Source organism: Parabacteroides sp. TM07-1AC (assembly GCF_003480915.1).
Lineage (GTDB): Bacteria > Bacteroidota > Bacteroidia > Bacteroidales > Tannerellaceae > Parabacteroides > Parabacteroides chongii.
On the sequence record NZ_QUKD01000001.1, the window covers coordinates 106,231 to 132,595 of the forward strand.

Below are 26,365 nucleotides of genomic sequence, written 5' to 3' on the forward strand. Positions count from 1 at the left end.
TCCATGCTGTTGTTCACTCCGGAGATTATGCTCCACTTATACTGATAGGCTTATTGATCATCGTAAAAAATAAAACAGGAAAGGATTATTTCTTTGTTTTGGGTACAGTTTTATTGAATAATGTCTTATTTTGTGCACTGGCGGGCGTACTTTGGAGTACAAATAATAAACTTATAATAAAAAAATGACAACAATTAGAAACAATGGCCCTTTGATGGCTGAGATTGGCCGTATCGCTGAGGTGGCAGGTTATCTTTGGACAAATGGATGGGCGGAACGAAACGGAGGAAATATATCTGTAAACCTGACTGGTTTATTGACATCGGAAGAGATGGTTTTGCCTGCTCTTGCTCTTGCGACTCCATTGCAGGAAGCAATGACGGCTTTGGGAGGACACGTATTTTATGTGACCGGAACAGGGAAGCGGATGCGTTATGTGGCACAGGATCCGTTTGCGAATGGTGCGTTGATCCGGATTGCCCCGGATGGAAAAAGCTATGAGGTCATAGCCGAACAACTGGTTGCTCCGACCTCGGAACTGCCGTCTCACTTGTTGATGCATAACTATCTTCGCTCATCAGGTCGTGATAACAGGGTCGTTTTGCATACGCATCCGACCGAACTGATCGGTATGACACATTGTAAACCTTTCCTCGATTCCAAAGTGCTTACCCGTACATTGTGGAGTATGATCCCGGAATGCCGGATCATTGTTCCGAAAGGGGTAGGGATTGTTCCTTACGAAACACCCGGCACGATCGAACTGGCTCATGCTACGATCAGACAGCTCGAAAAACATGATGTGGTATTTTGGGAGAAACATGGAATATTAGCGGTAGGCGAGGACCTGATCGAATGTTTTGATGCGATCGATACTTTAAGCAAATCATCGAAAATCTATCTGAGTGCCCGTATGGCTGGGTTTGAACCGACAGGTATGACCGATCAGCAGTTGGATGATCTGGTTCCGGCATTCGGTTTATAATGATTTCCATTCTGTATAAAAAGTCATATTATGAGAAAATATCTGTTACTATGTGTGTTTGCCGGATTTTTGGTTTCTGCGGAAGCAAAAACGAAAATGGATTGGAAAGCGCATTGGATTAATACCGAACAATGCCAAAGTGCAAGTAATACCTGGCTGGCTTATCGTAAAACGGTAAACCTGACCGATGTACCCCGGACACTGACGGCGCATATTGCTGCCGATAGTAAGTATTGGCTGTGGATCAACGGACAGATGGTCGTATTTGAAGGTGGTTTGAAACGAGGACCTTCTCCTTACGATACTTATTATGATTCGGTAGAGATAGCTCCTTATCTTACTACCGGAGAAAATACAATTGCAGTTCTTGTATGGCATTTTGGAAAGAATGGTTTCAGCCATGTGAATAGCGGGTTGGCTGCTTTGTTATTTGAAGCTGTAGCTCCCGGAATAGAGATCGTATCGGATAAAAGTTGGAATTGCAGGGTTTATGATGCTTATCAGAACACTGAGGCTCCTCATCCGAATTACCGGTTGTCGGAGAGTAATATCCGCTTTGATGCCCGCAGAGCATTGGAAGGATGGAACCAGCCCGGATATAAAAATTCGTTTCCCGGAGCAGAGATCGCTTCGATAGTGGGTAAAGCCCCTTTAGGGGAGTTGGTTGAGCGTCCGATACCGTTGTTCAAGGATTATGGTCTGAGGGAGTATCCGGATGTCCGGCAATCGGCAAATGGAGATACCTTGTTTTGCCGTTTGCCATATAACTGTCAGTTTACACCTTATCTGAAGGTTGAGGCGGCTGATGGTGCTACGATTCATATGCAGACGGATAATTATTGGGGGGGAGGACCTGAGAATGTCCGTGCCGAATATATTACCCGTAACGGAATACAGGAATATGAAAGTTTCGGCTGGATGAGCGGTCATGAGATGTGGTATATTCTTCCCAAAGGAGTGAAAGTGTTGAACGTTAAATATCGTGAGACAGGTTATGATACAGAGTTTGCCGGAGCGTTCCAATGTAACGATCCGTTCCTGAATGAACTTTGGAAACGCTCGGCGAGGACCTTGTATATTACAATGCGCGATAACTATATGGATTGTCCCGAGCGGGAACGAGCTCAATGGTGGGGTGACGAAGTGAATGAGTTGGGCGAAGCCTTCTATGCTCTTTCTCCTTCTTCGCATAAGCTGGCTGTCAAAGGTATTTACGAATTGATGAACTGGCAGCGTCCGGACGGTTCTTTATTTGCTCCGGTACCTGCCGGGAACTGGTCGAAAGAACTACCTTTGCAGATGCTGGCATCAGTGGGCTGGTATGGTTTCTATACGCAATATTATTATAGTGGCGACAGTACGTTTGTTCCTGTCATTTATGATCGTTTGCATCGCTATCTGCATGAAACATGGACAGTCGATAAAAGTGGCCTGCCTGTCGAACGCAGCGGAGAATGGAGTTGGGGCGATTGGGGTGAACAGATCGACATGGGGGTTCTGACAAACTGTTGGTATTACCTGGCTCTGAAAACAGAAAAGGAATTTGCCTTGCAGTTGGGAAAGAAAGAGGATGCAGAAGAGATATCCCGTATGATGTATAGTATCGAACAGTGTTTTAATACAAAATTCTGGACAGGCACGGCTTACCGGTCTCCGGGGTATAGGGGTGAGGATGACGATCGGTCGCAGGCTATGGCGGTTTTATCCGGACTGGCTCCGGAAGAGAAATATCCGGCCCTTCTGAAAGTTTTGAAAAAAGAATATCATGCCAGTCCGTATATGGAAAAGTATGTATTGGAAGCTCTGTTCCGGATGAATGCTCCTGATGTTGCCCTGCAAAGGATGAGAGACCGGTATGCCGGTATGTTAAGCTATAAGGAATATACAACCTTATTTGAAGGCTGGGGTGTCGGTGCTGAAGGATTTGGAGGCGGAACGATCAACCATGCATGGAGCGGTGGTCCGTTAACGTTATTGAGTCAGAAGGTTTGTGGTATCGAGCCGACCTCTCCCGGCTTCCGCACATTTCGTGTAAAACCTCAAATGGGGGCTCTGACTGAAGCATCGGCTATAGTTCCTACTCATTATGGGGATATAAAGGTAAAATTATGTAAGTCGGGACGAAATATACTGGTCGAAATAGAGGTGCCTGAACAGGTAAGTGCAGAGGTTGTTTCTCCTAAAGGGAAAATACAGAAAATAGGCTCCGGTTCTTATAATTTAAAGTGTCCCTTTTAATCGGGGCACTTTTTGTATTAATTCTGACGAATGATTTAAGTTTTATATATTGTTTCCTAACCTTACATTATCTACTTTTGCCCCGGAGAATAAAACGATTATTTATCAATGGCAAAAAGGAAAGGTAAAGCAAAATCGCGGAAAAAAAAGAGTCAGGAGCCATCCTGGGTTTCTGTAATCCGGCGTACTTTTGTTCTTGCGGCTTTGCTTGTGATTTGTTTTATTGGAGTTTTGTACGTATACAATTATTTATATCCTGTTTCCGAAAAGAAATCCGTAGTTGTGGAGCAGAAGAAACCGGCTGCTCCCGTATCCCCATCCGTACCGGGTGAAATAAAACCTTCCGTACCGAAAGCTGCAACATTTAAAATACCGGCAAATGCCGAGATCCCGAAATTACAGGCGAAACGTTCTGAACAGGTGATTCGTCATGAAGGATATACTGTTTCCTATAATTCCGATTACAAAATAGCCAATTGGGTTGCTTATGAGCTTACTAGCGAAGAGGCTAAAAGTAAGAAGGCGGAGCGCTCGAATAAGTTCGTCCCCGATCCGGCTGTTAAAGGAGCGACGGCTACGAATGAAGATTATACGCGTACGGGTTATGACCGGGGACATCTGGCTCCTGCCGGTGATATGAAATGGTCGGCAAAGGCGATGCGTGAATCGTTTTATTTCAGTAATATCTGTCCGCAAAAACCAGGATTGAACCGGGGGATTTGGAAAGAACTGGAGGAACAGAGCCGTTTGTGGGCAAAAGACTACGGGTCTTTATTGATTGCTACCGGTCCTGTGATCACGGATGGCATGAAGCAAATGGGGAAAAACAGAGTTGGAGTTCCCGGAGCATTTTACAAAGTGATTTGCTACGTTTCGGGAAATGAATATAAAGCAATTGCATTTATCCTGGAAAACAGAGACTACAAAAAGACATCTTTGAAGTCGATGGCTATTCCTGTGGATAGCGTGGAAAAGGTGACAGGCATAGATTTTTTCCCTGCAGTTCCTGATGAACAGGAAAAAAGAATGGAAGCAAAAATAGATTGGGACAGTTGGTCCTTTTGATACAAGCAAATTTTACAAGCAGAAGCAAATGTGATGTGTTGCCACCCGGTACTGAAGGGGCGCAGAAGTTGAAACAATTAGTAGAAAATGAATGTTGTATAGCTATGACTTAACGCGTAGTTTATATGACTTTGTATGAGCATATAATTAACAAAAAATCAATAACAAAATGCAAGTTATCATGAATGGTAAATTAATTCCCGTTTTTGTGTTGGCAGCATTGATGTCTTGTAGTCAACCTCCGGTGAAAGAGCAGGGGCCTCGTCCGGTGAAGTTGGCGGAAGTAACATCTTTGAATGTTGTGGAAAAGTCGTTCAGCGGCGTTGTTTCGCCTGACCAGTTCAGCGACCTGGCGTTTAAGATGTCCGGACCACTTATTTCTTTGAACGTGGAAGAAGGGCAGAAGGTTCGTACCGGACAAGTAGTAGCAGAAATAGATCCACAGGATTTTAAGTGGGATTATGAAGCAAAGAAGGCTTCTTTCCAGACTGCACAGGCTCAGTTACAGCGTGCAGAAAGACTATTGGCAAAACAGGCCATCTCTCAACAGGAATATGAATCGACAAAGGCTGCCTATTCCAATGCGCAGGCTGCTTTCGAAAATTCACAGAATACTTTAGAGCAGACAAAGCTGAGAGCTCCTTTCGACGGATTCATCCAGAAGAAGTATGTAGAGAATTATCAGAAAGTCCAGATGGGACAGGGGATTGTATGCCTGATCAATCCGAATAAGTTACAGGTCCAGTTCACTATGCCTGAAACTAATATTACTTATTTTTCAACACCTTACACGATTTATGTAGAGTTTGACAATTACAAAGGTGTCCGTTTTAAAGCGAAAGTAAAGGAATATGTGGAAGCTTCTCCTGATGGTTCGGGGGTACCTGTATTTCTTTACATCGATGATCCGGCATTTAATTTGGAAAAGTATAAGATCGCTGTCGGCTTTTCTTGTCGTGTGATTCTGAATATCGAAAGCCAAAGTTTCAATGAAGGAGCGGTATTGGTTCCTTTATCTGCTGTAGTAGCCGACGAAGTAAACAGTGATAATAAATTTGTATTTGTATATAATCCGCAGACGCAGAAAGTAGAGCACCGTAAAATCACAGAAAAAGAACTGGTGGGAAAAGACGGTGTTGTTGTTACAGAAGGTTTGAAAGCAGGTGAACGGATCGTTACTGCCGGAGTAACCCGCCTGGTAGAAGGACAACAAGTAAAAGTATTAACAGATTAAGAAGATAAACAATGAATATTCCAAAATATTCTTTAGAGAATAGTAAGATCATATACTTCTTCTTGGCTGTCATGCTGATAGGTGGTATATATTCTTTCTTCAAATTACCGAAAAAGGAAGATGCCCCCTTTGTAATCAAACAGGCTGTGTTGGTTACGCAATATCCGGGAGCAACACCTTTTGAAGTGGAAAAGCTGATCACAGAACCCATCGAAAGGGAAATCCAGTCGATGTCTGATGTGTTTCAGATCAAGTCGGAATCCTATTTCGGGATGTCTAAGATTTCTATTGAACTGCAACCCACTTTGGATCCGGATTATATGCCTGTCAAGTGGGATGAACTTCGCCGTAAAGTAAATAACATACAGCCGCGCCTTCCGAGCGGAGCGTCCTCTATTTCTGTGAGCGATGACTTTGGTGATGTATTCGGTATTTACTATGCACTGACAGCCGATGACGGTTATACATATGATGAACTGAGAGACTGGGCACAGAAGATCAAAACAGAACTGTCTCCTGTTCCGGGGGTTCAGAAAGTCTATCTGTTCGGTGAGCAGACACAGGTGATAAATGTAAAGATTTCTGTTCCTAAGCTGGCAAACCTCGGGATCGATCCTAACTCGATCCAGCAAGTGTTACAGACACAGAATCTGCTGGTGAATACGGGAGAGATCAATACCGGTGAATATGATCTGCGTGTCAGGGCTGAAGGTACTTATAAAGATATTCAGGACATCCGTGATCAGCTGATTGTCACAAAAAGCGGAGGTGAAGTCCGGCTGGGTGATATTGCTGTTGTTGAACGGGGATATATGGATCCTCCGTCGAATCTGATGCGTGTGGACGGTAAACGTGCGATCGGTATCGGTGTGGCTACCGGTGCGAAAGACGATGTGGTGGCTGTCGGTAATGATGTTGCCAGTCATTTGGATGAAATGCAGGAACTTTTTCCTGTCGGGATGGATTTGAAAACGATCTATCCGGAAAATAAGATTGCCGATGAAGCGAACAATGGTTTTATCCTGAATCTGATCGAATCTTTACTGATTGTAATTGTAGTCATCTTCCTGGTGATGGGGTCGCGTGCCGGTATGCTGGTAGGTAGCTCGCTTCTGTTCTCCGTTGGTGGTACATTATTATTAATGTTGATCTGGGGAGTCGGTCTGAACCGAACATCATTGGCGGCATTTATCATTGCAATGGGTATGTTGGTGGATAATGCGATTGTGGTAACGGATAATGCACAGGTAGGTATCAAGCGCGGTTTATCTCGTTACCAGGCATTGATAGAGGGAGCTACCAAGCCTCAGTGGGCATTGTTGGGAGCAACCTTTATTGCGGTCTGTTCATTCTTGCCTATGTACCTGGCTCCGGCATCAGTAGCCGAGATCGTTAAACCATTGTTTATTGTGCTGGCCGTTTCGCTGGGATTAAGCTGGGTGCTGGCTTTGACTCAGACGACTACGTTCGGTAACTTTATTCTGAAAGAAGCCAAGCCGGGAGAATCACAGGATCCGTACGATACAAAGTTGTATCATAAATTTGAAAATGTTCTCGGACGACTGATCAAGCGTAGATATATTACAATTACTTCTGTCGTTGCGATGTTGTTCCTGTCTCTGTTTATCATGGCAATTATGCCACAAAGTTTCTTCCCGATCATGAACAAACCTTATTTCCGTGCCGATCTTATCTTCCCGGAAGGCTATAGTATCCGTGATGTGGAACGGAATGTAAAATCGATAGAAGAGTATCTGAGCAAGAATGAAAATATCAAATCATATTCGTTTACACTGGGAGGTTCTCCGGTTCGTTACTATCTGGCAAGTTCGTCAGTAGGACCGAAGCCTAACTTTGCCAATGTGCTGATCGAGACTAAGAATGCAGAAGATGCACAGGCAGAAGAAGGTAAATTCTACGATTATATGGTTGCCAATTATCCGAGTATCCTGACTCGTTCAGCCTTGTTTGCATTGTCTCCTGTGCCTGATGCAGCCATAGAGATTGGTTTTATCGGGGATAATGTGGATACGCTGGCGGCATTGACAGAACAGGTGAAGGAGATTGCCAGGAAGTATGATCAGGTGATGGAAGTTCGTGACAGCTGGGGTAACAAGGTGCCGGTATGGAAACCTTTATATTCGCAGGAAAAGGGATTACGTTTGGGTATTACCCGTCAGCAGGTTGCTTATTCATTGCGTTCGGCAACGAATGGTGTACCTTTGGGTGAATACCGTGAAGGGGATGTTTTCATGCCTATCTTGTTGAAAGATGCAGATAAAGATTCGATCAGCCTGAACGATTTGAAGAGTTTGCCTGTTTATAGTGCCAAAGGACGTTCTGTAAAGGTGGAACAGGTGATCGATGATTTCTCATTGGATTATGATTATGCAGTGGTGAAGCGTTTTAATCGTCAGCCTTATATGATGATGCAGTGCGAGCCGAAGCGTGGTGCTAATACCATGGCTGCTTTCAGCCATCTGTGGGAGGAAGTACAGCAGCAGGTCAAGGTACCGGAAGGTTACAAGCTTCAGTATTTTGGTGAACAGAATGAACAGGATAAAGGTAATAAGGCGATTGCTGCCAATATTCCTTTGATGTTTGGTTTGATTTACGTGACATTGTTGTTCCTGTTCCCGAAATATTACCGGAAACCGGTTTTGATTATGGCTATGTTGCCGCTTATTTTTATCGGTGTTGTACTGGGATTGCTGGTGTTCGGAAAATCGCTCGACTTCTTTGCTATGCTGGGATTGCTGGGACTGATCGGTATGAATATCAAGAATGCAATTGTGCTTGTCGATGAGATCGGGTTACAGATGAATAGTGGTCTGGAGCCGGTCAAAGCTGTAGTTGAAGCGACTAAAACACGTATTGTCCCTGTAACAATGGCTTCGGGTACGACCATTTTGGGTATGCTTCCTTTGTTGGGAGATGCGATGTTTGCCGGCATGGCTGCAACGATTATGGGGGGGCTGTTCGTTTCAACAATCCTGACCATCTTCGTGCTTCCGGTCACCTATTGTATATTCTTTAAGATTAAATCTGAATAAGACATGAAAAGTAAACTGATAATAGGTTGTATGTTATTGGGTGCCCTGGCTGCAAAAGCACAGGTGCAGCCCATCTCGGCAACCGAATATAAAGAAAAAGTACTGGAATACAGTCGCCAGATCAAGCAGAGTTCGGAAGAACGGATAGCTATGCAGCATGCTATAAAGGCAGCTAAAACGGCATTCTTTCCGGCTGTGGATTTTTCCGGTAGTTACCAATATCGTATAAACAAGTATGAATTGGGGATGGGGGAAGGTATCCCTGGTATCGAAATGGATCATAATACCTATAGCCTGGGAGCTACGGTGAGCCAGCCTATCTATGCCGGCGGACAGATCTATAACAACTATAAAGCTGCAGAGATACAGGGACAGATTGCTGATGAGGCGGAAGAACTGACGACTGACAATATTGTCTATGCTGCCGATATGAACTATTGGTCTGTGGCAGCCCGCAAAGGTATGTATGATGTCATGACACAATATGTTGATATTGTACAGGAGCTGGCAAATGTGTTGACTCTCCGTTTTCAGGATGGACAAATCAGTAAAACGGACCTGTTACAGGTCCAGGCACGTTTGAAAGAAGCCGAACTGAATAAAAGTTCGGCTTATAAGGATTACCAGATCGCACTGCAGAACCTGAATGTCCTGATGGGTGTTCCCCCTATGGAGCCGATCACGATTGCCGATTCTATTACAATGGTTCTGCCGTTGCCCATACAGGTTGGTGAATCTGCAGCTTTGGAAAATCGTCCTGATTATCTGATCTCTAAACTGAATATCGAATATCAGAAAAGGCAGATCAATCTTTCAAAGGCTAAATATAATCCGACTTTGTCGGTCGGTTTTCAGGGATCATGGGGAACTTCCATGCTGAATGTGAAAGGTTCCGATAATTTGTGGACACCGGCTGTCTTTGCTTCTTTGAAAATTCCATTGTTCCGTTGGGGAGCACGTTTTAAGGAAGTAAATTCACAGAAGGCTATTCTCCGGAGCAAAGAGTATGCAATGGATAATACGCGCGACCAGATTACACAGGAGGTTGCCAACGCCTGGACGAGCCTGACGGAAAATACCAAACAGATCAACGTAGCCGAAGAGGCTTGTAAGATCGCTGAAGAGAATCTCGATTTGAATACTTTCAGTTATAACGAAGGTAAGCTTCCGATTGTCGACGTGCTTTCCGCCCAGCTTTCCTGGATACAATCTTATAGCAGTCTGATACAGACTTGGTATCAACAAAAAGCCTCCCTGGCACAATACAATAAAGCTATTGGCATTCGCCGCATGCAATGATGTAACTGCTATGTAAATAAAAACGGCTATCGGAATCAAAAAATCCGATAGCCGTTTTTATTTATTAGATATTTATTCTTAACTCAGGGCTTTCAGCGAAACGAAGAATGTGGACCCCTTACCTTCTTCCGATTCGAACCAAAGGTCTCCGTCATGCTGTTCGACAAAGTCTTTACAAAGCATCAATCCCAGTCCGGAACCTTTTTCATTATTTGTTCCGTAGGAGGTGAAGTGGGTATTTTGCTTTAACAGCTTATCCTGGTCTTCTTTCTTTATACCCTTACCTGAATCTTTCACGCTGATAACGACAAAATCACCTTCTATCTTGGAAGCGATCGAGATCGTTCCACCTTCAAAACTAAACTTGATAGCGTTTGAAATAAGATTTCTGATGACTGTTTTAATCATGTCTATATCGACAAAACCGGATAATTCTTTATCCATATTTTGTAACTGGATAGTCAACCCCTTTTGGGTTGCCATAGGGATATATATTTCAGCGGTACTTGAAACCAAACTGTTGATATCGGTTTCCTGTTTGTATACGTTCTGCTTCTTTAAACGGTTTTTTGCCCATTTAAGTAAGTTATCCAGCAACAGGAATATCTCTTCTGATGTTTTATTCATCATCTGAAGCATTTCAAAAACTTCGGGGCTAACCTGGTCTTTATCCACCATCATAAGAATGGCGTTGTTCATCATTTTTAAAGAGCCAAGAGGCGAGCGTAAATCATGGGCAATAACAGAATACAGGGTGTCTCTCGATTCGATTGTGTTTTCCAGTTCCTGCTTGATTTGTTTAATGCTGAATAATTCGAAACGGTGTGCTACACGTTTGACCAATTCCTCTCTTTGGAAAGGTTTCGTGACATATTCCGTCGCTCCCAGTTGGTAACCTTTTACTATACTCTGCATATCACTTAAAGCAGACATGATAATAACAGGTATATCGTTCGTGTCCGGATTACTTTTCAGATGTTGTAAAACTTCGTATCCATCCATCTCCGGCATCATTATATCTAATAGTATGAGATTAGGGTGCTTGTCATGTGCCAGGCGGAGAGCCTTGGTACCGCTGTCACAAGTGAGTAACCTGTAACCTTCTTTTTTTAATATAGCTTGTACTAACATGACGTTGGTTGGAACATCGTCAACGATCAATACTGTATATCCTGCTGCTAAATTATCCATATCAAATATAAACTTTTCTTGATATTCAATCACTATGCGTATACAAAAATATTAATAAAGTTTGAATATATCGGGGTTTTCATTGTTACATTTTCTAATTATTTTTTCTACTGGCTTCTTTTTGCTTTTGCCCAGGCCCCATTCCCTTTATTTCCAGCTAAATAGAAAAATCCTCTGATCACATTAATGTTCATGAAGGAAAAGTAATAGGGGATAAAAAACAACTTGTTTCGTACATTTTTCTGTTCTATTATATAACCGGCGTAGGCCATCATATAAAAGGCGACTTGTAAAAGTAGCAATAATATATATGTAAATTCTCCCTTACACGCTAAAAATATATTTAATGGTATTAATAAGAATAATATTATAGGTGTAATCGTCCATCGCAGAACACGGTGGCTCACGAACTGAAAGCTAAGTATTCCGTAGCGGAATATATTAAACAGACTACGCAGGCGCCAAACGGACTGTAAACCTCCGGCGGCAATGCGTATCTTGCGTTTTTCTTCTTCTTTCATATTAAGGGAGGCTGTTTCGGTTGCGTAAGCTTCTTTGCAGTAGGCTATCTTATATCCTTTCTGTGCGATACGGAGCGATAAGATGAAATCGTCGAGGAGGGTATCGGAAGGCATTTGTTCAAATAGTTCAGTCCGTACGGCAAATAATTCACCAGCTGCTCCTACAGCTGAATATAATCGGAAATCCAATGCTTTTAAAGCAGATTCGTATTTCCAGTAAATGCCTTCCCCGGCAGTTGCTCCTTGTGCTGTTTTTGTTTCTACTCTTTTTTCACCGGCCACACATCCTACTTTCGGGTTGGAGAATTGGCGGACAATTTCATGTATAGCTTCCTTATTAAGCATCGTATTCGCATCAGTGAAAATAACATAGGGTGTCGTTATATATTGTATGCCCCGGTTCAGAGCTGCCGTTTTTCCTTTGCGTTCCGGCTGGAAAAGTACGGTAACATCCGGATATTGCTCCAAAAGTTCATTAGTCCGGTCATTCGAACCGTCTGTAACCCAAACAATTTTCAGTTTGTCTTTGGGATACGCGAGGACATGACAATTATCCATCTTGGACGCAACAATATCTTCTTCATTATATGCTGCGATGAAGAGGGTTACATCAGGGAGCGGATCCGGTAATAGAGGATGGGCAGGTTTAGAAAATAATTCTTTTATTCGTACCATTATATATAATAGTATTCCATATCCAAGATATGTATAGAAAATGAGGAATAGGCCTATCCAGAATAAGTATTTTACCGTAATATATGTGTAGTCCATTTTTTATAAATGTAAAAAAATTTTATTAGACGCAAATGTAATAAAGTTTTATAACATTCTTGGAAAACTGGCAGTTCTTTTAAAACATTATGAAAAATAAGTGTTATTTGAATGGTGTCCTAATGTTTTTATTATTTTTGTATTCATATTTTGTCTAAAAATATGGTATTCCTACTGGGATGCTTTTTAATTTAATGGAATCGGTTATGAGAGAAAATCCGGAGATATCTGTTATCGTTCCTGTTTATAAGGCTGAGTTGTATTTGTCTAAATGCATCGATAGTATATTAGCACAGACCTTTACGAATTTTGAATTGTTATTGATTAACGATGGTAGTCCTGATCGTTCGGGTGATATTTGTGAGGAATACGCTTTACAAGATAAGCGGATACGGATATTTCATCAAAAAAATGCAGGAGTTAGTGTAGCACGAAATGTTGGTTTGGTTTCTATGAGAGGAAGATATATGGCCTTTGTTGATCCTGATGATTATATTTATCCTGATTATTTGAAATGCTTGTATGACGCTTTACGTCCTGAAGATGGAACCGGTCTTATTATTCAAGGACTTCTTTGTTTTGATGTTGATGGAAACCCATTGCCTGATAAGCGATTGCCCGATCGGTTTTATAAGGAACAAGACTTTGGACAAGCCATTTGCGAATGTCGTTTGTGCGAGTGGGGTTATTCTGCTTCTAAGCTTTATCAGACAGAGACTATCCGGAAAAATAATCTTTGGTTTGATACTCGTATCCGTAATTTGGAGGATTTATATTTTATGTATCAATATCTGCTTAATTGCGATTATTTAGTGTTGGGAAGTCCGCAGGAGTATGCCTATATCCGATATATTAATTCTATATCTACAACGATTCATCCGTTTGATGCTGTGTATGCCGGATTTCAACTGTATCAATCTTTATTGAAGCAGATGATGAATCGTTGGCGGTTCCCTATGGAGAACAGAGATGTGATTTATCGTTCTATGATGTTGGGTTTTGACTGGTCCCTTAAAACAGATTACCAATCAGATAGAAATGTCTCCCGAGCGGAAAGACTTCTTCATTTAAAATGTCTTATAAAGAATAATTATGCTGTTATGTGTGAGCATTATTACCCTGTATATAAATTAGATAAAATAGGGAAAATCTTTTTGAGATGGGGCTGTTTCGGTTTATACGATGCGTATATATCCATGTTTATACGATTTAATATACATTCTTTTCTTTATGCACCTGTCCGTAATTTAAAATAGTAAAATGAATTTGGAAGTACTTTATACTATCATCATACCACATAAGAATATTCCTTTCTTGTTGCAACGGTGTATCGATTCTATTCCTACGAGGAAAGATGTGCAAATTATTATAGTGGATGATAACAGTTCGCCAGAAATAGTAGATTTTTCCGATTTTCCAGGATACCGGCGTGAAGACGTGGAAGTTATTTATACAAAGGAAGGGAGAGGTGCGGGCTACGCTCGTAATGTAGGGTTGAAATACATGAAAGGAAAGTGGTTGCTGTTTGCTGATGCGGACGATTTCTTCTTACCCGGTTTTTGGGAAATATTGGATCGATATAGCCAAACAGATTATGACCTGATCACTTTCCGTGCGGAGAGTGCCGATTCGGATACGCTTGATCCGGTACCTTCCCGGCAAAAACATTATGCTGAGATTTATGAGGATATGGATCTGGAAATATTGAAGTATTCGAATGATGTGCCGTGGGGTAAAATGATTTCTTCCCGTCTGATTGGGGAGTTTCAGCTTCATTTTGACGAAACGCCGGCAGCCAATGATGCGATGTTTTCTGCTAAGGTGGATTATTGTGCTCGGCGAGTGGCAGCATGTTCTGCAGCTATTTATTGCGCTACAATAAGGAGCAGTTCTTTGTGCTATGGGGTAGTTCTTGAGAATTTATTGGCCCGGGTGTCGGTGAGTTGCCGGTATAACCATTTTTTACGTGGGATAGGGCGGAAAGATAAGACTATCTATAGTTATGGCAGAGTGAAAGAATGTCGGGAAAATTTTGGCAGACGAGGATATTATAAGGCATTATGGATTTATTTATCTACGGAATGTGCAGGTAACATATACATCACATACAGAGATTTATTAAAAAACAAATGTAGAAAGAGAAATGGAAGATTGTAAGAATATGTCCGAATCTCGTTTGAAAAAAAGTTATCTTAATGCCAAGGTGAATGTTTTCTTTTATTTGGTAACCTTGTTTATCTCCTTTTTCTCCCGTAAGATATTTCTGGAGAAATTGGGAGATGACTTTGTCGGTTTGACTGGCACGTTACAAAATTTATTGGGTTTTCTCAATTTAGCGGAATTGGGTATAGGAGCATCTATCGGTTATGTGCTTTATAAGCCTTTATTCAATAAGGATGAACAAAAGATTAATGAGATTATCTCTGTTTTCGGATATTTGTATCGGAATGTCGGGCTGGTTATTTTGTGCGGAGGCATTATACTATCTTGTTTTCTTCCGGTGATTTTTGAAAAAACGATTTTCGAATTAGGAATTATCTATTTTGCTTTTTATAGCTTCCTGGCTTCTTCTCTTATTGGATATTTTATTAACTATCGCCAGACTCTGCTTGGAGCAGATCAGAAAAATTATCTGGTGACTGCTTATTTTCAATCTGCAGGAATTGTTAAGATCTTAATTCAAATGCTGTTGGCTTATTATACCGGAAATTATTATCTATGGGTAATAATCGAATTGGTATTTGGGGTTATTTATTCGGTTATTTTGAATTGGAAGATCAATAAGGTATATCCCTGGTTGAAAAGCTCTGCCAAGGAAGGTAAAATACAATATCCGAATAATAAGATTATTATACAAAAGGCCAAACAAATGTTTGTGCATGTGTTGGCACAGGCAGGGCGATCACAGTTATTACCTTTTTTGGTTTATGCTTTTGCTTCTTTGAAAGTTGTGGCGTATTATGGAAACTATATGATTGTCATAACTAAGCTAAATTTGTTATTAAATAATTTTTTAGGTAGTACAAGTGCCGGGATTGGTAATCTGATTGCAGAAGGAGATAAATCAAAAATAGAAAGAGTTTTCTGGGAGTTAACATCTCTTCGTTTCTGGGTTGCAGGTGTATTGACATTCTCATTATATTATCTGATTGATCCTTTTATTGTTAACTGGTTGGGTGGAGAATATGTTTTAGGACAATCTGTATTGATTATAATTTTGTGTAATTTCTTCATTAGTCAGTTTCGCGGAACAAATGATCAGTTTATTCATGGCTATGGACTTTTTCATGATACATGGGCTCCTATAGCCACTTTAATTATAACAGTTGTTGTTGCATTAGTGGGTGGAAGTCTTTGGGGGTTGCCGGGTGTTTTATTAGGAGATATGGCAAGCTCAATAACCATTATCAGCATTTGGAAACCTTATCTTTTATATAAAGAAGGATTTCAGAGATCGGTTCGTATCTATTGGAAATATATTTTACGAGATATGTTATTGTTTATTCTGTCTTGGACAATCGTTTCATTATGGCTTAACCAAGTTCCGCTATTTAATCCTGCTACCAGCTATGTAAAATGGATTGCTTACGCAATTTATTCAACAACAATTTTTGTAGCTGTTTTTACACCGTTGATGTATTTCTTTTCTCCTGGGATAAAAGACTTACTAAAGCGGTTTCGCCGTTGAAAGAGGTACTTGATTTTATAAAAGTCCCTATTCATACTTGGTGGAGCCCTCGGAAAGCTCAAAAAACCATTTTTTTAGGGTATCAAAGGCCTCTTTTTCCGGAACGAAAGATTGGCTAATGAGATTTCCTATTTTTAGAGGAATAGACCGTATATACTTTATTTTGATATGAATCATTCATGTCAAAATAAGCGCTAATCAATGGTTTGAGTAAATTGAACTTCCTTTTCAGTAAGAATTCAACCAACCGTTTAGGTACTGCGATTAACTGTAAATAAAGAAGAGCTGCCAATCTCTCCCACGGTTTATCAATCGTCTCCCGTGCGAATATGTATCGATTGCGTGTATGATAATAAACTTGCAATGGACTCTGATACCCAACGCTTACGCTTTCTTTATGCCCCACCGTAGCCCGCGGTTCGTACCAAATACTGAATCCGGCTTTTTGCATTCGGACACACCAATCCAACTCTTCATAATATAAAAAGTAAAATTCACGCATCAGACCAAACTTTTCGATATCGGCAGTACGAATTACCATGGCGGCCCCATTTGCAAATGCTGTTATTTGTGGAAGATTGAATTTTTCACAATCCAATTCTTTATACCCGATAAATTTATTTCGCAATGTAATATGACTCATCGGAGTTGCCCCGGCATACTGAAGAATATTTGTATCCGGATAGAAAGTTGTTTTAGGAGATACGCATCCTATTTGAGGATTATTCTGTAAAGGAGCGATCAACGTTTTTAATATAGGTTGGTTGACTATTGTGTCATTATTAATAAAAAACAAATAGTTTCCGGTAGCCTCTTTTACACCCAGGTTATTGCCGCCTGCAAATCCTAAATTTATATCACTTCGTATGATTTTTGCGAATGGTAATTTTTCTTTTAAAAGAAGATCTTCCCGTTCAGTAGATGCATTGTCTATAATAATCAGTTCATAGGGGAAATCTTCATGTTTTTCTAAAGATTCTGCCATTTCGCATGTGTCTTTAAAACCATTGTAGTTAACGGTTATAATAGAAACTTTATTATTCATCCTTTTTAATTATTTCATGTGGGGTATTGTCAAATTGCGTAATCTTATTTTTCAATCTCTTTAAGGATGATACAAAACTTTGTAACATAATCCAAAAAATATTAGGCAGGTTTGCAAATAAATTTTTATTCAACATTTCTTGCGGAATAGCGATGAAATATGACCAAAATTTTATGCCAATCAATATATACCATTTAATAGCGAGTGGAAAGAAAAACAGACTGTTTATCACTGTGAATAATGTGATAATTGTAAACCTGATTGCTTTCGGAAGAGGTAACCACTGGAATATTTTGTCAATATAGTTCCAACTGATATTTTTGAAACTGAAATGTTTTATGATGAGGCTGAATGCCATAAATTGCGCATGTAACCAACGAGATCTTTGGCGAATCAATACATCTTCGCGGGTCGTTTTTTCGTCGTATACATAAATATCATCAGCATAATCGACCGGGATATTATTTTGGGCCAATAAGATTTCCAACTCTTTATCCTCTGCAAAAGTAGAGCAATGTCGGATGTTTTCTTTCAACCAATTAAAATCAAATACCATACCGGATCCTATAAGTGCAGCAGATAATCCTAATGCTACATGCCCACGGCGATAAATAGTGTTGTTTATTGCTTCTGAAATGCCATCCCAGACGGCAACTTTCGTATTTACATTTTTATAAGTTCTATGCGCTTGAAGAACAACGCCGTTTTGTGTTTGAATATTCACCTGACTTAAAAAATTAATCTCTACAAGATTATCGGCATCCATAATAATGACCCGATCGTATCCATTCAGATTATTTAGCGCATACTGAATGGATTTATATTTCATACTTTCTTTAAACTTCGGGAGGAATAGTTTTATAGGAAATGATGCTAATTTGTCGTTTGTTCCTTCCTTCATATTGTCGGATACGACTATTACATCATACTTCTCCTTTGGATAATCTTGTTTCAAAAAAATTTCAACAGAATGACAAATAACATTATCTTCTTTGTAAGCTGGAAATATTACAGCAAATTTTTGAATATCCTGTGGCTTGTTTTCCCTCTTTTTTTTACGAAGGAAAGCAGCAGTAATAAATATGCAGTTATATCCGATAAATATGGACATAATTGCAAATATAATATGGTCGATGAGTGTAAATAGTGCCATGTTTATTTTAGTATTGTGTTACTGTTGTTTTTATTGGCAGGCAATCTAAGACCTTTTGCATTTGAGTATCCCAGGACAGATTACAGATCGAGTTTCTGATTTCGATCGGTTCTAATTTCATTTTTTGATGGAAATTAATAATTTGATCGATATCGACAGGACTTTCATCGGCCGGAACTTTTAAGATATAGGGCTTTCCTTCAAAATCGCTGTCAATTTCAGAATAAACGAAAGAAAGTCCTCGTGCCGCATACTCTCTGTTTTTAAGAGTTTTGATATGAGTAATGCCGCTACGGTGGCGTCCAAGACTTCCTATTCCCATGTCTGCTTTCTCAAATAATTGATCTAACCGCTCTCCATGCTGCGCTCCGTATAGAATAACATATTTTTCTAAATTGTTATTTCGGATGAGAGGTAAGATCTCGTTTTTTTCCCTTTCGCTAAAGAAGTCTCCAACCAGGTGAAAATATACTTTTTGTGTCGGGGTACCTTTGTAATAATTCACTAATCCTCTGATTAACCGATCAAAACCATGCCAGAAATGAATTTCGGCAACTCCAATCAGGTGAATATCCGATACACTTCTTGATCGTGCAGATATTAGTTTAATATGACTGAAATCTATACCATTTGATATCCGGATAGTAGGTTTGTCAAAGATTATCGGGTAATCAGAGAATGTGACAATACGGTCTATATAGTTGGCAAATGATCTTCGGAAACATTTGTCCAGAAACAGTTCAATCTTTTCTCTAAAACTTTTGTATTCATGGTCGTATGGGTAGGTCGGAATTTCCATGATTATAGGAATACCGGCTTGATGCATCTTACGAACCATTTGTATTGTAAACGGATTAGCATTGTGTGCGGAACGCAAATAAATAAAGTCTATATTTTCTTTAATAGCGTAATTAGCTATTGAAGTAAATTCAATTCGTTTAAGAATTTTTCCTTTCATTCCATCTCCATAATCGCGGATAATCTGATCCTCAATCAGACGTTGTTTTCTGCCTGTTGTTTCATCCATATAACAGAGTTGTGTATGTACGCCACAGGTTCGTAATGCTTCAACTTGATAACGAATTTTCTTACTAATTCCATTCGCTTCATTAAATCCGTGAAATACAATAAATAATGCTTTCATGTTCTACTTTTTTAGATATGATTTAAAGATAAGCACAAATAAATTGCGGGTTGAAACATATTTCCTATATTGTCTCAGACATTTCCCGGTTATAAAAAGACGCTCTTTTAAAGGCAGTTTATAAGAAAGCCAGACAACGGCATCTAACATTTGAAAGAGATACTTGTCAACAGTTTTTTTTGCAGCTGCAGAATCGACTTTATAACAGGAAAGTTGATCTGCTATGATAAAATAGCTCTCAACATTTCTCATGGAGAAATTATTTGTCATGATAGAGTTTTCACGAAGCCTTCTTTTAAAAAACTTCTGATGGAGACACATAATCCGATTCGTTTCCATATAAAGAATTGCAGTAAATAACTGGTCCTCATGAATGATTTTTGGAAAGAAAGATAAATCGATTCTTTTCAAATAACTTCTATTGATAAAACTGAGACATGCTGAAGGGGTGTAGCATTTGTTATCCAGTAAAATATTTAATAGATCAATACCTTTATATATTTTATTTTCATCTGTATATTCTTTTCGGGTATATTGCAAGTGAACCTGATTAAAGTTTTCTTTATTAAGTATGTCTGCATCGAAACAAATTAAATCTAAAGATTTTTCTTCACATCTTTTGTAGCAATAATTTAATGCGTCAGATTCCAGAAAATCATCACTATCCATAAAGTAGACGTATTTACCTATAGCTAATGACAATCCACGATTACGTGTAATGGATAATCCTTCATTTTGTTGCTTATATATGGAGATTCGATTATCTTCTGTTGCTAACTTATCAAGGATTGTTTGGCTGTTATCCGTAGAACCATCATTGATAATGATAATTTCTATCTCCTGCAATGTTTGGTTCATTACGGATCTGACGGCATCTTCTACAAACTCTTCAGTATTGTATACAGGTATAATGACGCTAACCTTAAACAAGTCAGTTGTCTTTGTTATGTTGTCGGATATATGTATTGCCTCTTCTGTTTTTGTCATGTTCTTTATAAATATCAATGCTCATCATGTAAAACTTTTCAATGTATATTTTTATAGATTGAAAGCAAATCTTTAGCTGTTTTTTCCCAGGAAAATAGACGGGCGCGTTCTAATCCATAAGAAATCTGTTGTTTGTACAGATTGGAATTTTCTTCTAACAACAAAAGCTTTTGAGCTATATCGTTAGGTTGTGTCGGATCGGAAAGGAGAGCCTCTTTTCCTCCAACTTCAGGCATAGATGATGTGTTTGAGGTAACAACAGGTGTGCCACAGGCCATTGCCTCCAATAAAGGAATACCAAAACTTTCTCTTAATGAAGTATATAGAAAGGCAAAAGCTCCACTATACAAATATGGAAGATCTACATTTGGAATATATCCCGGACATGTAATATAGGAATATACGTGTTCTATCTTTTTCTCTTTCAGTATGGCTTTCAGAATATCCTTTTTAATATCAGCAATCAGCAGAGGCAGCGGATTTTTTGAATATTTCCGATAGATACTGTAGGCTTCCAGTGTGCCGGGTACATTTTTTTTAGGATCTGTATTTCCCAGAAAGAACAGAAAGTTTTTAGCTTGTATATATTTTTGAGTAATTGAAGATGTGTCTTTCCGGGGATAAAAATATTGATTATATCCGTTATAAACAGCCTCAATCTGATCTTGCGGTAATTGTAATGCTTCTTGTATCCTGTTTCTTTCAAAGTGGGATACAGTAATAATTTTTTTACACCGAGGCAGTATTTGTGGTACGACCAACCGACGGTAATACCAGCCCATATTCTGATATAATGATTTGTTGCTGTTTTGCCGTGCTTCTAAAAAGATTATATCATGTAATGTTAATACCAATGGTGCCGGACAATAAATCGGAGCAGTATTACTTGTGCAATGAAGTAAATCCGGTTTTATCTTTTTTATTGCGCGGGGTAAAGCTATTTGCTCCCATAACGGATAGCAGGGACAACGAAGTTCTATGATGTGTACATTGCCTGATTCTTCCAGACAATGATCTTCTCCAGGACTAACGAATACAAAATATTCATTTTCATGGTCTATTTTTTGTAATTCCCGTATGGTTTCTAAAGCGACGAAATCCATGCCATGTTTGTTCGTACGAAATATACGTTGTGCTTCGATTGCTATTTTCATCTCATTGTGAGTTATTTGTATTATTTCTTGCTTCCTTTTAACCTGGAAAAATTGAATAGCATCAATATAAAAAGAATGGGAAGAATCAGCAATGCTTTTCTGAATTTTTTATCGACCAAATAATCGGGAACAGCTATGCTGAAAGCTATACATAATAGAAGTAGTAATCCCCACCATTTAATGGATAGTATCCAGTTTGCATAAGTAAAAATACATGCAAAAAGAAAAATAAACCCAAACAGAATAATGCGGGGAGGCATCATCCATTGGAATAATTTATCACAGTAATCCCAATTCCCCTTTAAAATGGCAGGCAACAAGTGAGATATGCCTGAAAATAAATTGGAGAATTGACTCGCCAACCATCTTCTTCGTTGGTTATAAAAACCGATTTTTCCTTTCACTTTTTCATCATATACGTATACATATTCAAGATATTCGATATATATATTCTGTTTTAACAAAGATTTTTCGAATTGTTTGTCTAGGTCACTATATTTTGCTTGGCTTATTAAATCCTCAAACAGATCATATTCAATAGCCATACCCGATCCGGTCAATGCCGCGGAAAATCCTAACTGCGTATGTCCTTTGCGGAAAATAGAGTTGTTTATTTCTTCGCTGACAGCATCAAGCAGTTCAATACTCGTATCTTTGTTTTGAGCGATGCGGTGGGTCTGAACTACAGAACATCCGGAGTAGAAGGCATCATTGATTTTCTCAAGAAAGTCGATGTCTACCAGATTGTTCGCATCTAATACAACGACAATATCATACATTAATTCATTTTGCTTGATATAGTTGACTGCTGTTTGGAGTGCTTTCGTTTTAGAGCTGTTGGATTCATTTACTTTTATTACATAAGCCGACTTTTCGATAAGATTTGAATTTGTTTCTTCACTCATTTGATCAGAGGTGACAATTATGTCATATTTATCTCTTGGATAATTTTGCATAAGAAAAGAACAAACTGTATTAATTATAGTATCATCAGCCTTGTATGCCGATATTAATATAGCGAAACGATACTTTTTTTTAGCCGTAGGATAGGTGGCTTTTCGTTTTTTTAATGAAGATACAGCAAATATAGTAATATAGAGAACCCCAAGAAGAAAGATCAAGAAAAGAATAGCATCTCCTAACAAATAGATTTGCTCGCTATTATTAGCCCAATTGGTTCCAAAATAAATAAATTGATCCATAATTGTTATTATTAGATATTGTTTATTGGTGTTATTTGTTTGGATTCACTAATTTCCCTGTCAAAGTGTTCTGCCTTTAAGACTAATGTAAGGCCTGTAAATGCGATGATTACTGTGGGATATTGAGTCCAGAAAGCATTTCCATAGGCACTCAGAAGCATACCGAATATACCACAGAGAATGCCGGTGAGTCGCCCTCTTAACTCTGCATCCTTTATCTTAAACATTAGTATCCATGCACCTTTTCCGATCGTAAGGAATAATAAGCCTAAATACAGTACAGCTCCGACAATTCCTGTTTCAACCCATATTTTTACATAAGTTGAGTCATTCGGCGTGACAGTTGTCAGACGAACGGAGTACTTTCGGTTTTCTACGCCGGATAGCCCGATTCCTTCACCGAATGGCTTATTTTTAAGATGTTCTGCCAGTTTTTTTTGATTATTTTTTCTAACTAAATAGGACGCATCTTCTGATGGTTTGAAAGCTGTTCTCATTCTTTTGATTTGAGCGTTTCCTTCTCCGATAGACGTGAAAGCGAAAAAAATATATAGACCGATTAAAAGAATACCTCCGGTTAAGCAGGCCTTGATATTTTTGGAGATAATTGTATAGAGCAGTAAACCTCCTAATGGGACGATCATGGCTCCTCTTGTTCCTGATAAAAACATAGCATAAATACCTCCAATGGATATAATGGCATAATAAATTTTGGAAGGTATGCTCTTAACATATAATGCAGTTATACCGAAAAGTATTCCGGCACATCCCATGTTTGAACCAAAATTACCGGCGTCTGTAAAAAAAGAGAAATATCGTGTGCCACTTGATAGTAAATGAGTCTTATACGCTTCGGAACTTTGCAGCCAATATTGTTCAGCACTATCAAATCCTATATATTTTTGCATGAGAGCTTTTATTATGGCTGTTAATGTGAAAATGGATAATAAGAAAATCAGTCTTTTTACCATTTTGTATTTTTCACAGAGTAGGGCAGTTGCTAAAGAAACGATAAATCCATTGATCATTAGTCCTCTGGACATGAGCCAGGGTTCAAACATTCCAGAAGGATTGATAACTTCGGCCAGACAGTAAAGAAGCCAGACAAAAGATCCGACTGTCAGTAAATTATAGGCTGCCTTCCATCTGATATTATCGTGAAGAGCACTATGGATGAATATCAATACAAATAGTATTACCATTAATATATCCATAATTACACTTACACCTCCAATTATTACATATCGGTTCATCCCTAAAAGGTAATAATTAAGAGTATAAATAAGTAAAAAAAAGATGATAGGGTATCGTAAAGATTCTATTGTTACAACAAAAAGTAAGGGTAAAAGAATAATACAAACCATTAACAGCCAATTAATGGATATCAATGAAAAAGTAATACCTCCTAATCCCAATAATAGAATTAAAGGTAACAGCCTAACATGTATTATATCTCTTCCGTTTTCCATTCATCTATTCTTTATTTTACCGCTGAGTTATCGGCTGTAATACCTAAGTAAATAATTCGATCTGTGAAACTACGTATTGAAGATTTTGGAGGGAGTAACCCGGTGAAATCTTCAACAACTTCACGTTGGGCATTGTTCAGGACCATTATGACAGGAGTGGTTCCTAATATACTTTTCAGATATTTTAAAATCTCATTATCACTGTTTTTCCAAACTCTTTTTGCGTTGGTAACAAGTAAATTGACATCGGCCTTCTTCAATAATGTAGAAGATATATTATTCTTCTGAATAGATAAATGTTCTATCAGTAGTATATTAGGCCGTTCTTCTTTAAGTAAATAATCGAAATTATCGGCTAAAAGATAACTGGTATCAATAGGAAAATCCTTTTCAGCAATGACTCTTTTAACAGATATTCCTTGTTCTTCCCAATATTCCATAAGAAATTTAGCTATAAAGCTTTTACCTTCACCGTCCTCTATGCTTAATAGATTGATGCAGATGGGATGATCGTTATTCAAGATGCTATTCAGGCGATTACAGGTATATGCCGCAGCAATTCGATTACAGGCTTTTATGTATCCCCGATATTTTAACTGGTTATTACCAGCAAAGGCGCTTAATATGGGTATTCCTGTTAGCCGCTTAGCTCGTTCGGAATCGCGTAGAGTCCTGTCCAGAAGTTCCACGACGAGATTTAATCCCAGGATGAATATCATGCTACCTATACATGCTGCAACAATGAGTAGCATACGTTTGCTTTTGTCACTCATAAGCGGAAAAGTGGGCGCAGATATGGTATTAAGCGTTGCAGAAGTAAGAAGTATGTTCTTTTGTTTTAATTTGGCCATATTTAAGGCGTGTAATACCTGAAGATATGACTCTTCCACAATTTTTATTTCTCTGGTTTGCCTGTTGATTACTGTCCCTATAGGAGAGAAAATTTTATATTGTTCCTGAAAACTTTCTTTTCTTTTGTCTAATATATTTAGTTCGGCTTTCGCTTTTACATTAATAATGGTTTGTCGCAGCCATTCCTGCACTAATCCATCGATAGATATGCCTTCTTTGCTTTCTTTATAGTTGTTTATCTTATCAGTCAGCAACCCTATTCTCTTTTCTGCGTTTATCAGATCTTCTTTATATTTAAGTAGTTCTGTATCTTCAACTTGTTTCTCTTCACTGGTGAAGGTTTCTATTTCCGTTATTTTGCCGTTAATGGTGGTAATGTCTGCCAATGCTTTGATAAATTCATCATTTGTTGTTATCAGGTCGGTACGGGTTTTCATGTATTTATCTAATTCTTCGAGTAGCTTTAAAGATGTTTCATAACTTCTCATTGTCTCTTCATAGCGGTTTTCAAAGTTTGCGTATGAACCTGCAATAGACTTGGTTTGCTCTACATAATTAATAATGTTATTCTCAATATTATAATGCGTCAGATCATTCTCCATATTATTGAGTTGGGAACGCAGTTTTCCCAGCTCGTTCTCGTAATATGAAATGATATCATTGGTCGTTTTATAGCGTAAACTTTCATAAGAAAGCCTTAGCTCTTCACTGACTAGTTTGACTGTATTCAGTGTGATGCCTGGGTCAGCAGATTGATAGGATATATCAATAAGGTCGCTTTTCCCTAAACGTTTAATTTCAATTTTGGATAGGGCATCATGGCTATAATATGCAGCATACCCATTAAATAATTCATACAAGTAACCCCGGGGAAGATTCTCTTTATAAACAATAAGGTTATTGATTGTTTTATCTAATGAATCTCTGACTATAAGCTCCTTTATCTCATTCGGGATTTTGGCAAATAGCGCTTGATAGTTTTTGGCTGTTATATATGTATTGTCTTCTTGCGAATTACCAAATGCCAGATCCTGGGCAAATAATTTTAAAGAGACTTTTTCCAGTGTCCCTTTTGACTTGGTCAAATTTACGATATTGTCAAATGTGTTGTTTATAGACTGCCAGTCTTGTCTTTCGGAGTCTTCCAGACCACTGCTCGATGTGATGCCGGTGTAAATACTTGTGTTAACAGTGTACGTTTTGGTTATAAACTGGGTAAAATAGGCAACCAAAGCCGTAACAATGAATGTTCCTACTATTAATTGATAGCGAATGCGATAGAGAAAGCGTGATATGTATAATGTTATATCCATT

19 protein-coding genes are annotated in these 26,365 nt (G+C 38.8%); 9 read left to right on the plus strand and 10 right to left on the minus strand.

Features of this window, described 5'->3' with window-relative positions; genetic code table 11:
* Positions 1–184: 184 nt before the first annotated feature.
* From rhaD to DXD68_RS00510, 6 genes are all read left to right on the plus strand, one after another.
* Complete coding sequence (rhaD, locus tag DXD68_RS00485) at positions 185–985, plus strand: rhamnulose-1-phosphate aldolase (protein WP_122359811.1); 801 nt, start codon at positions 185–187, stop codon at positions 983–985.
* Positions 986–1,015: 30 nt separating this feature from the next.
* On the plus strand, positions 1,016–3,223 hold the full coding sequence (locus DXD68_RS00490; RefSeq protein WP_122359812.1) for an alpha-L-rhamnosidase C-terminal domain-containing protein: 2,208 nt from the start codon (positions 1,016–1,018) through the stop codon (positions 3,221–3,223).
* A gap of 108 nt (positions 3,224–3,331) precedes the next feature.
* A complete protein-coding gene (locus DXD68_RS00495) occupies positions 3,332–4,288 on the plus strand; it encodes a DNA/RNA non-specific endonuclease (RefSeq protein WP_122359813.1) in 957 nt (318 codons plus the stop codon).
* Positions 4,289–4,469: 181 nt separating this feature from the next.
* Positions 4,470–5,522 (plus strand): efflux RND transporter periplasmic adaptor subunit, encoded by a 1,053-nt coding sequence (locus tag DXD68_RS00500; RefSeq protein ID WP_122360476.1) that lies wholly within the window; start codon positions 4,470–4,472, stop codon positions 5,520–5,522.
* An 11-nt stretch (positions 5,523–5,533) separates the two neighbouring features.
* Positions 5,534–8,575 (plus strand): efflux RND transporter permease subunit, encoded by a 3,042-nt coding sequence (locus tag DXD68_RS00505; protein ID WP_122359814.1) that lies wholly within the window; start codon positions 5,534–5,536, stop codon positions 8,573–8,575.
* A 3-nt stretch (positions 8,576–8,578) separates the two neighbouring features.
* The gene (locus tag DXD68_RS00510; protein ID WP_122359815.1) at positions 8,579–9,874 is read left to right on the plus strand and encodes a TolC family protein; all 1,296 of its coding nucleotides are present in this window, start codon (positions 8,579–8,581) and stop codon (positions 9,872–9,874) included.
* 78 nt (positions 9,875–9,952) lie between these two features.
* Here DXD68_RS00510 and DXD68_RS00515 read toward each other — a convergent pair whose 3' ends face one another.
* Together DXD68_RS00515 and DXD68_RS00520 are read right to left on the minus strand one after the other, a co-directional pair.
* Positions 9,953–11,065, minus strand: a complete 1,113-nt coding sequence (locus DXD68_RS00515) for a hybrid sensor histidine kinase/response regulator (protein ID WP_122359816.1) — start codon at positions 11,063–11,065, stop codon at positions 9,953–9,955.
* Between the two features lie 107 nt (positions 11,066–11,172).
* Entirely contained in the window at positions 11,173–12,357 is a 1,185-nt protein-coding gene (locus DXD68_RS00520) for a glycosyltransferase family 2 protein (protein WP_122359817.1), read from the minus strand.
* A 206-nt stretch (positions 12,358–12,563) separates the two neighbouring features.
* Between DXD68_RS00520 and DXD68_RS00525 the strand changes: the two genes are divergently transcribed.
* From DXD68_RS00525 to DXD68_RS00535, 3 genes are read left to right on the plus strand one after another with little or no spacing between them, the layout of a single operon-like run.
* The gene (locus DXD68_RS00525; protein ID WP_122360477.1) at positions 12,564–13,613 is read left to right on the plus strand and encodes a glycosyltransferase; all 1,050 of its coding nucleotides are present in this window, start codon (positions 12,564–12,566) and stop codon (positions 13,611–13,613) included.
* A 4-nt stretch (positions 13,614–13,617) separates the two neighbouring features.
* Positions 13,618–14,514 (plus strand): glycosyltransferase family A protein, encoded by an 897-nt coding sequence (locus tag DXD68_RS00530; RefSeq protein ID WP_199715334.1) that lies wholly within the window; start codon positions 13,618–13,620, stop codon positions 14,512–14,514.
* Positions 14,501–16,045 (plus strand): lipopolysaccharide biosynthesis protein, encoded by a 1,545-nt coding sequence (locus DXD68_RS00535; RefSeq protein ID WP_122359818.1) that lies wholly within the window; start codon positions 14,501–14,503, stop codon positions 16,043–16,045. The genes DXD68_RS00530 and DXD68_RS00535 overlap by 14 nt, the downstream gene beginning before the upstream one ends.
* A 115-nt stretch (positions 16,046–16,160) precedes the next feature.
* Here DXD68_RS00535 and DXD68_RS00540 read toward each other — a convergent pair whose 3' ends face one another.
* The 8 genes from DXD68_RS00540 to DXD68_RS00575 are packed head-to-tail and all read right to left on the minus strand — an operon-like array spanning position 16,161 to position 26,364.
* Entirely contained in the window at positions 16,161–17,090 is a 930-nt protein-coding gene (locus tag DXD68_RS00540; protein WP_122359819.1) for a glycosyltransferase family 2 protein, read from the minus strand.
* Positions 17,083–18,243: a glycosyltransferase gene (locus DXD68_RS00545; RefSeq protein WP_122359820.1), complete on the minus strand. Its 1,161-nt coding sequence runs from the start codon at positions 18,241–18,243 to the stop codon at positions 17,083–17,085. The genes DXD68_RS00540 and DXD68_RS00545 overlap by 8 nt, the downstream gene beginning before the upstream one ends.
* A 7-nt stretch (positions 18,244–18,250) precedes the next feature.
* Positions 18,251–19,387, minus strand: coding sequence for a glycosyltransferase family 1 protein (locus tag DXD68_RS00550; RefSeq protein WP_122359821.1), 1,137 nt, complete (start codon positions 19,385–19,387; stop codon positions 18,251–18,253).
* A gap of 3 nt (positions 19,388–19,390) precedes the next feature.
* Positions 19,391–20,374, minus strand: a complete 984-nt coding sequence (locus tag DXD68_RS00555; protein WP_122359822.1) for a glycosyltransferase family 2 protein — start codon at positions 20,372–20,374, stop codon at positions 19,391–19,393.
* A 38-nt stretch (positions 20,375–20,412) separates the two neighbouring features.
* Complete coding sequence (locus DXD68_RS00560) at positions 20,413–21,528, minus strand: glycosyltransferase family 4 protein (RefSeq protein WP_122359823.1); 1,116 nt, start codon at positions 21,526–21,528, stop codon at positions 20,413–20,415.
* A gap of 20 nt (positions 21,529–21,548) precedes the next feature.
* Positions 21,549–22,733 carry a glycosyltransferase gene (locus DXD68_RS00565; RefSeq protein ID WP_410510707.1) on the minus strand — a complete coding sequence of 395 codons (1,185 nt, stop codon included), beginning with the start codon at positions 22,731–22,733 and terminating at the stop codon, positions 21,549–21,551.
* An 8-nt stretch (positions 22,734–22,741) separates the two neighbouring features.
* Complete coding sequence (locus DXD68_RS00570) at positions 22,742–24,199, minus strand: O-antigen ligase family protein (protein WP_122359825.1); 1,458 nt, start codon at positions 24,197–24,199, stop codon at positions 22,742–22,744.
* Between the two features lie 11 nt (positions 24,200–24,210).
* Positions 24,211–26,364 (minus strand): GumC family protein, encoded by a 2,154-nt coding sequence (locus DXD68_RS00575; RefSeq protein WP_122359826.1) that lies wholly within the window; start codon positions 26,362–26,364, stop codon positions 24,211–24,213.
* Position 26,365: the final 1 nt, after the last annotated feature.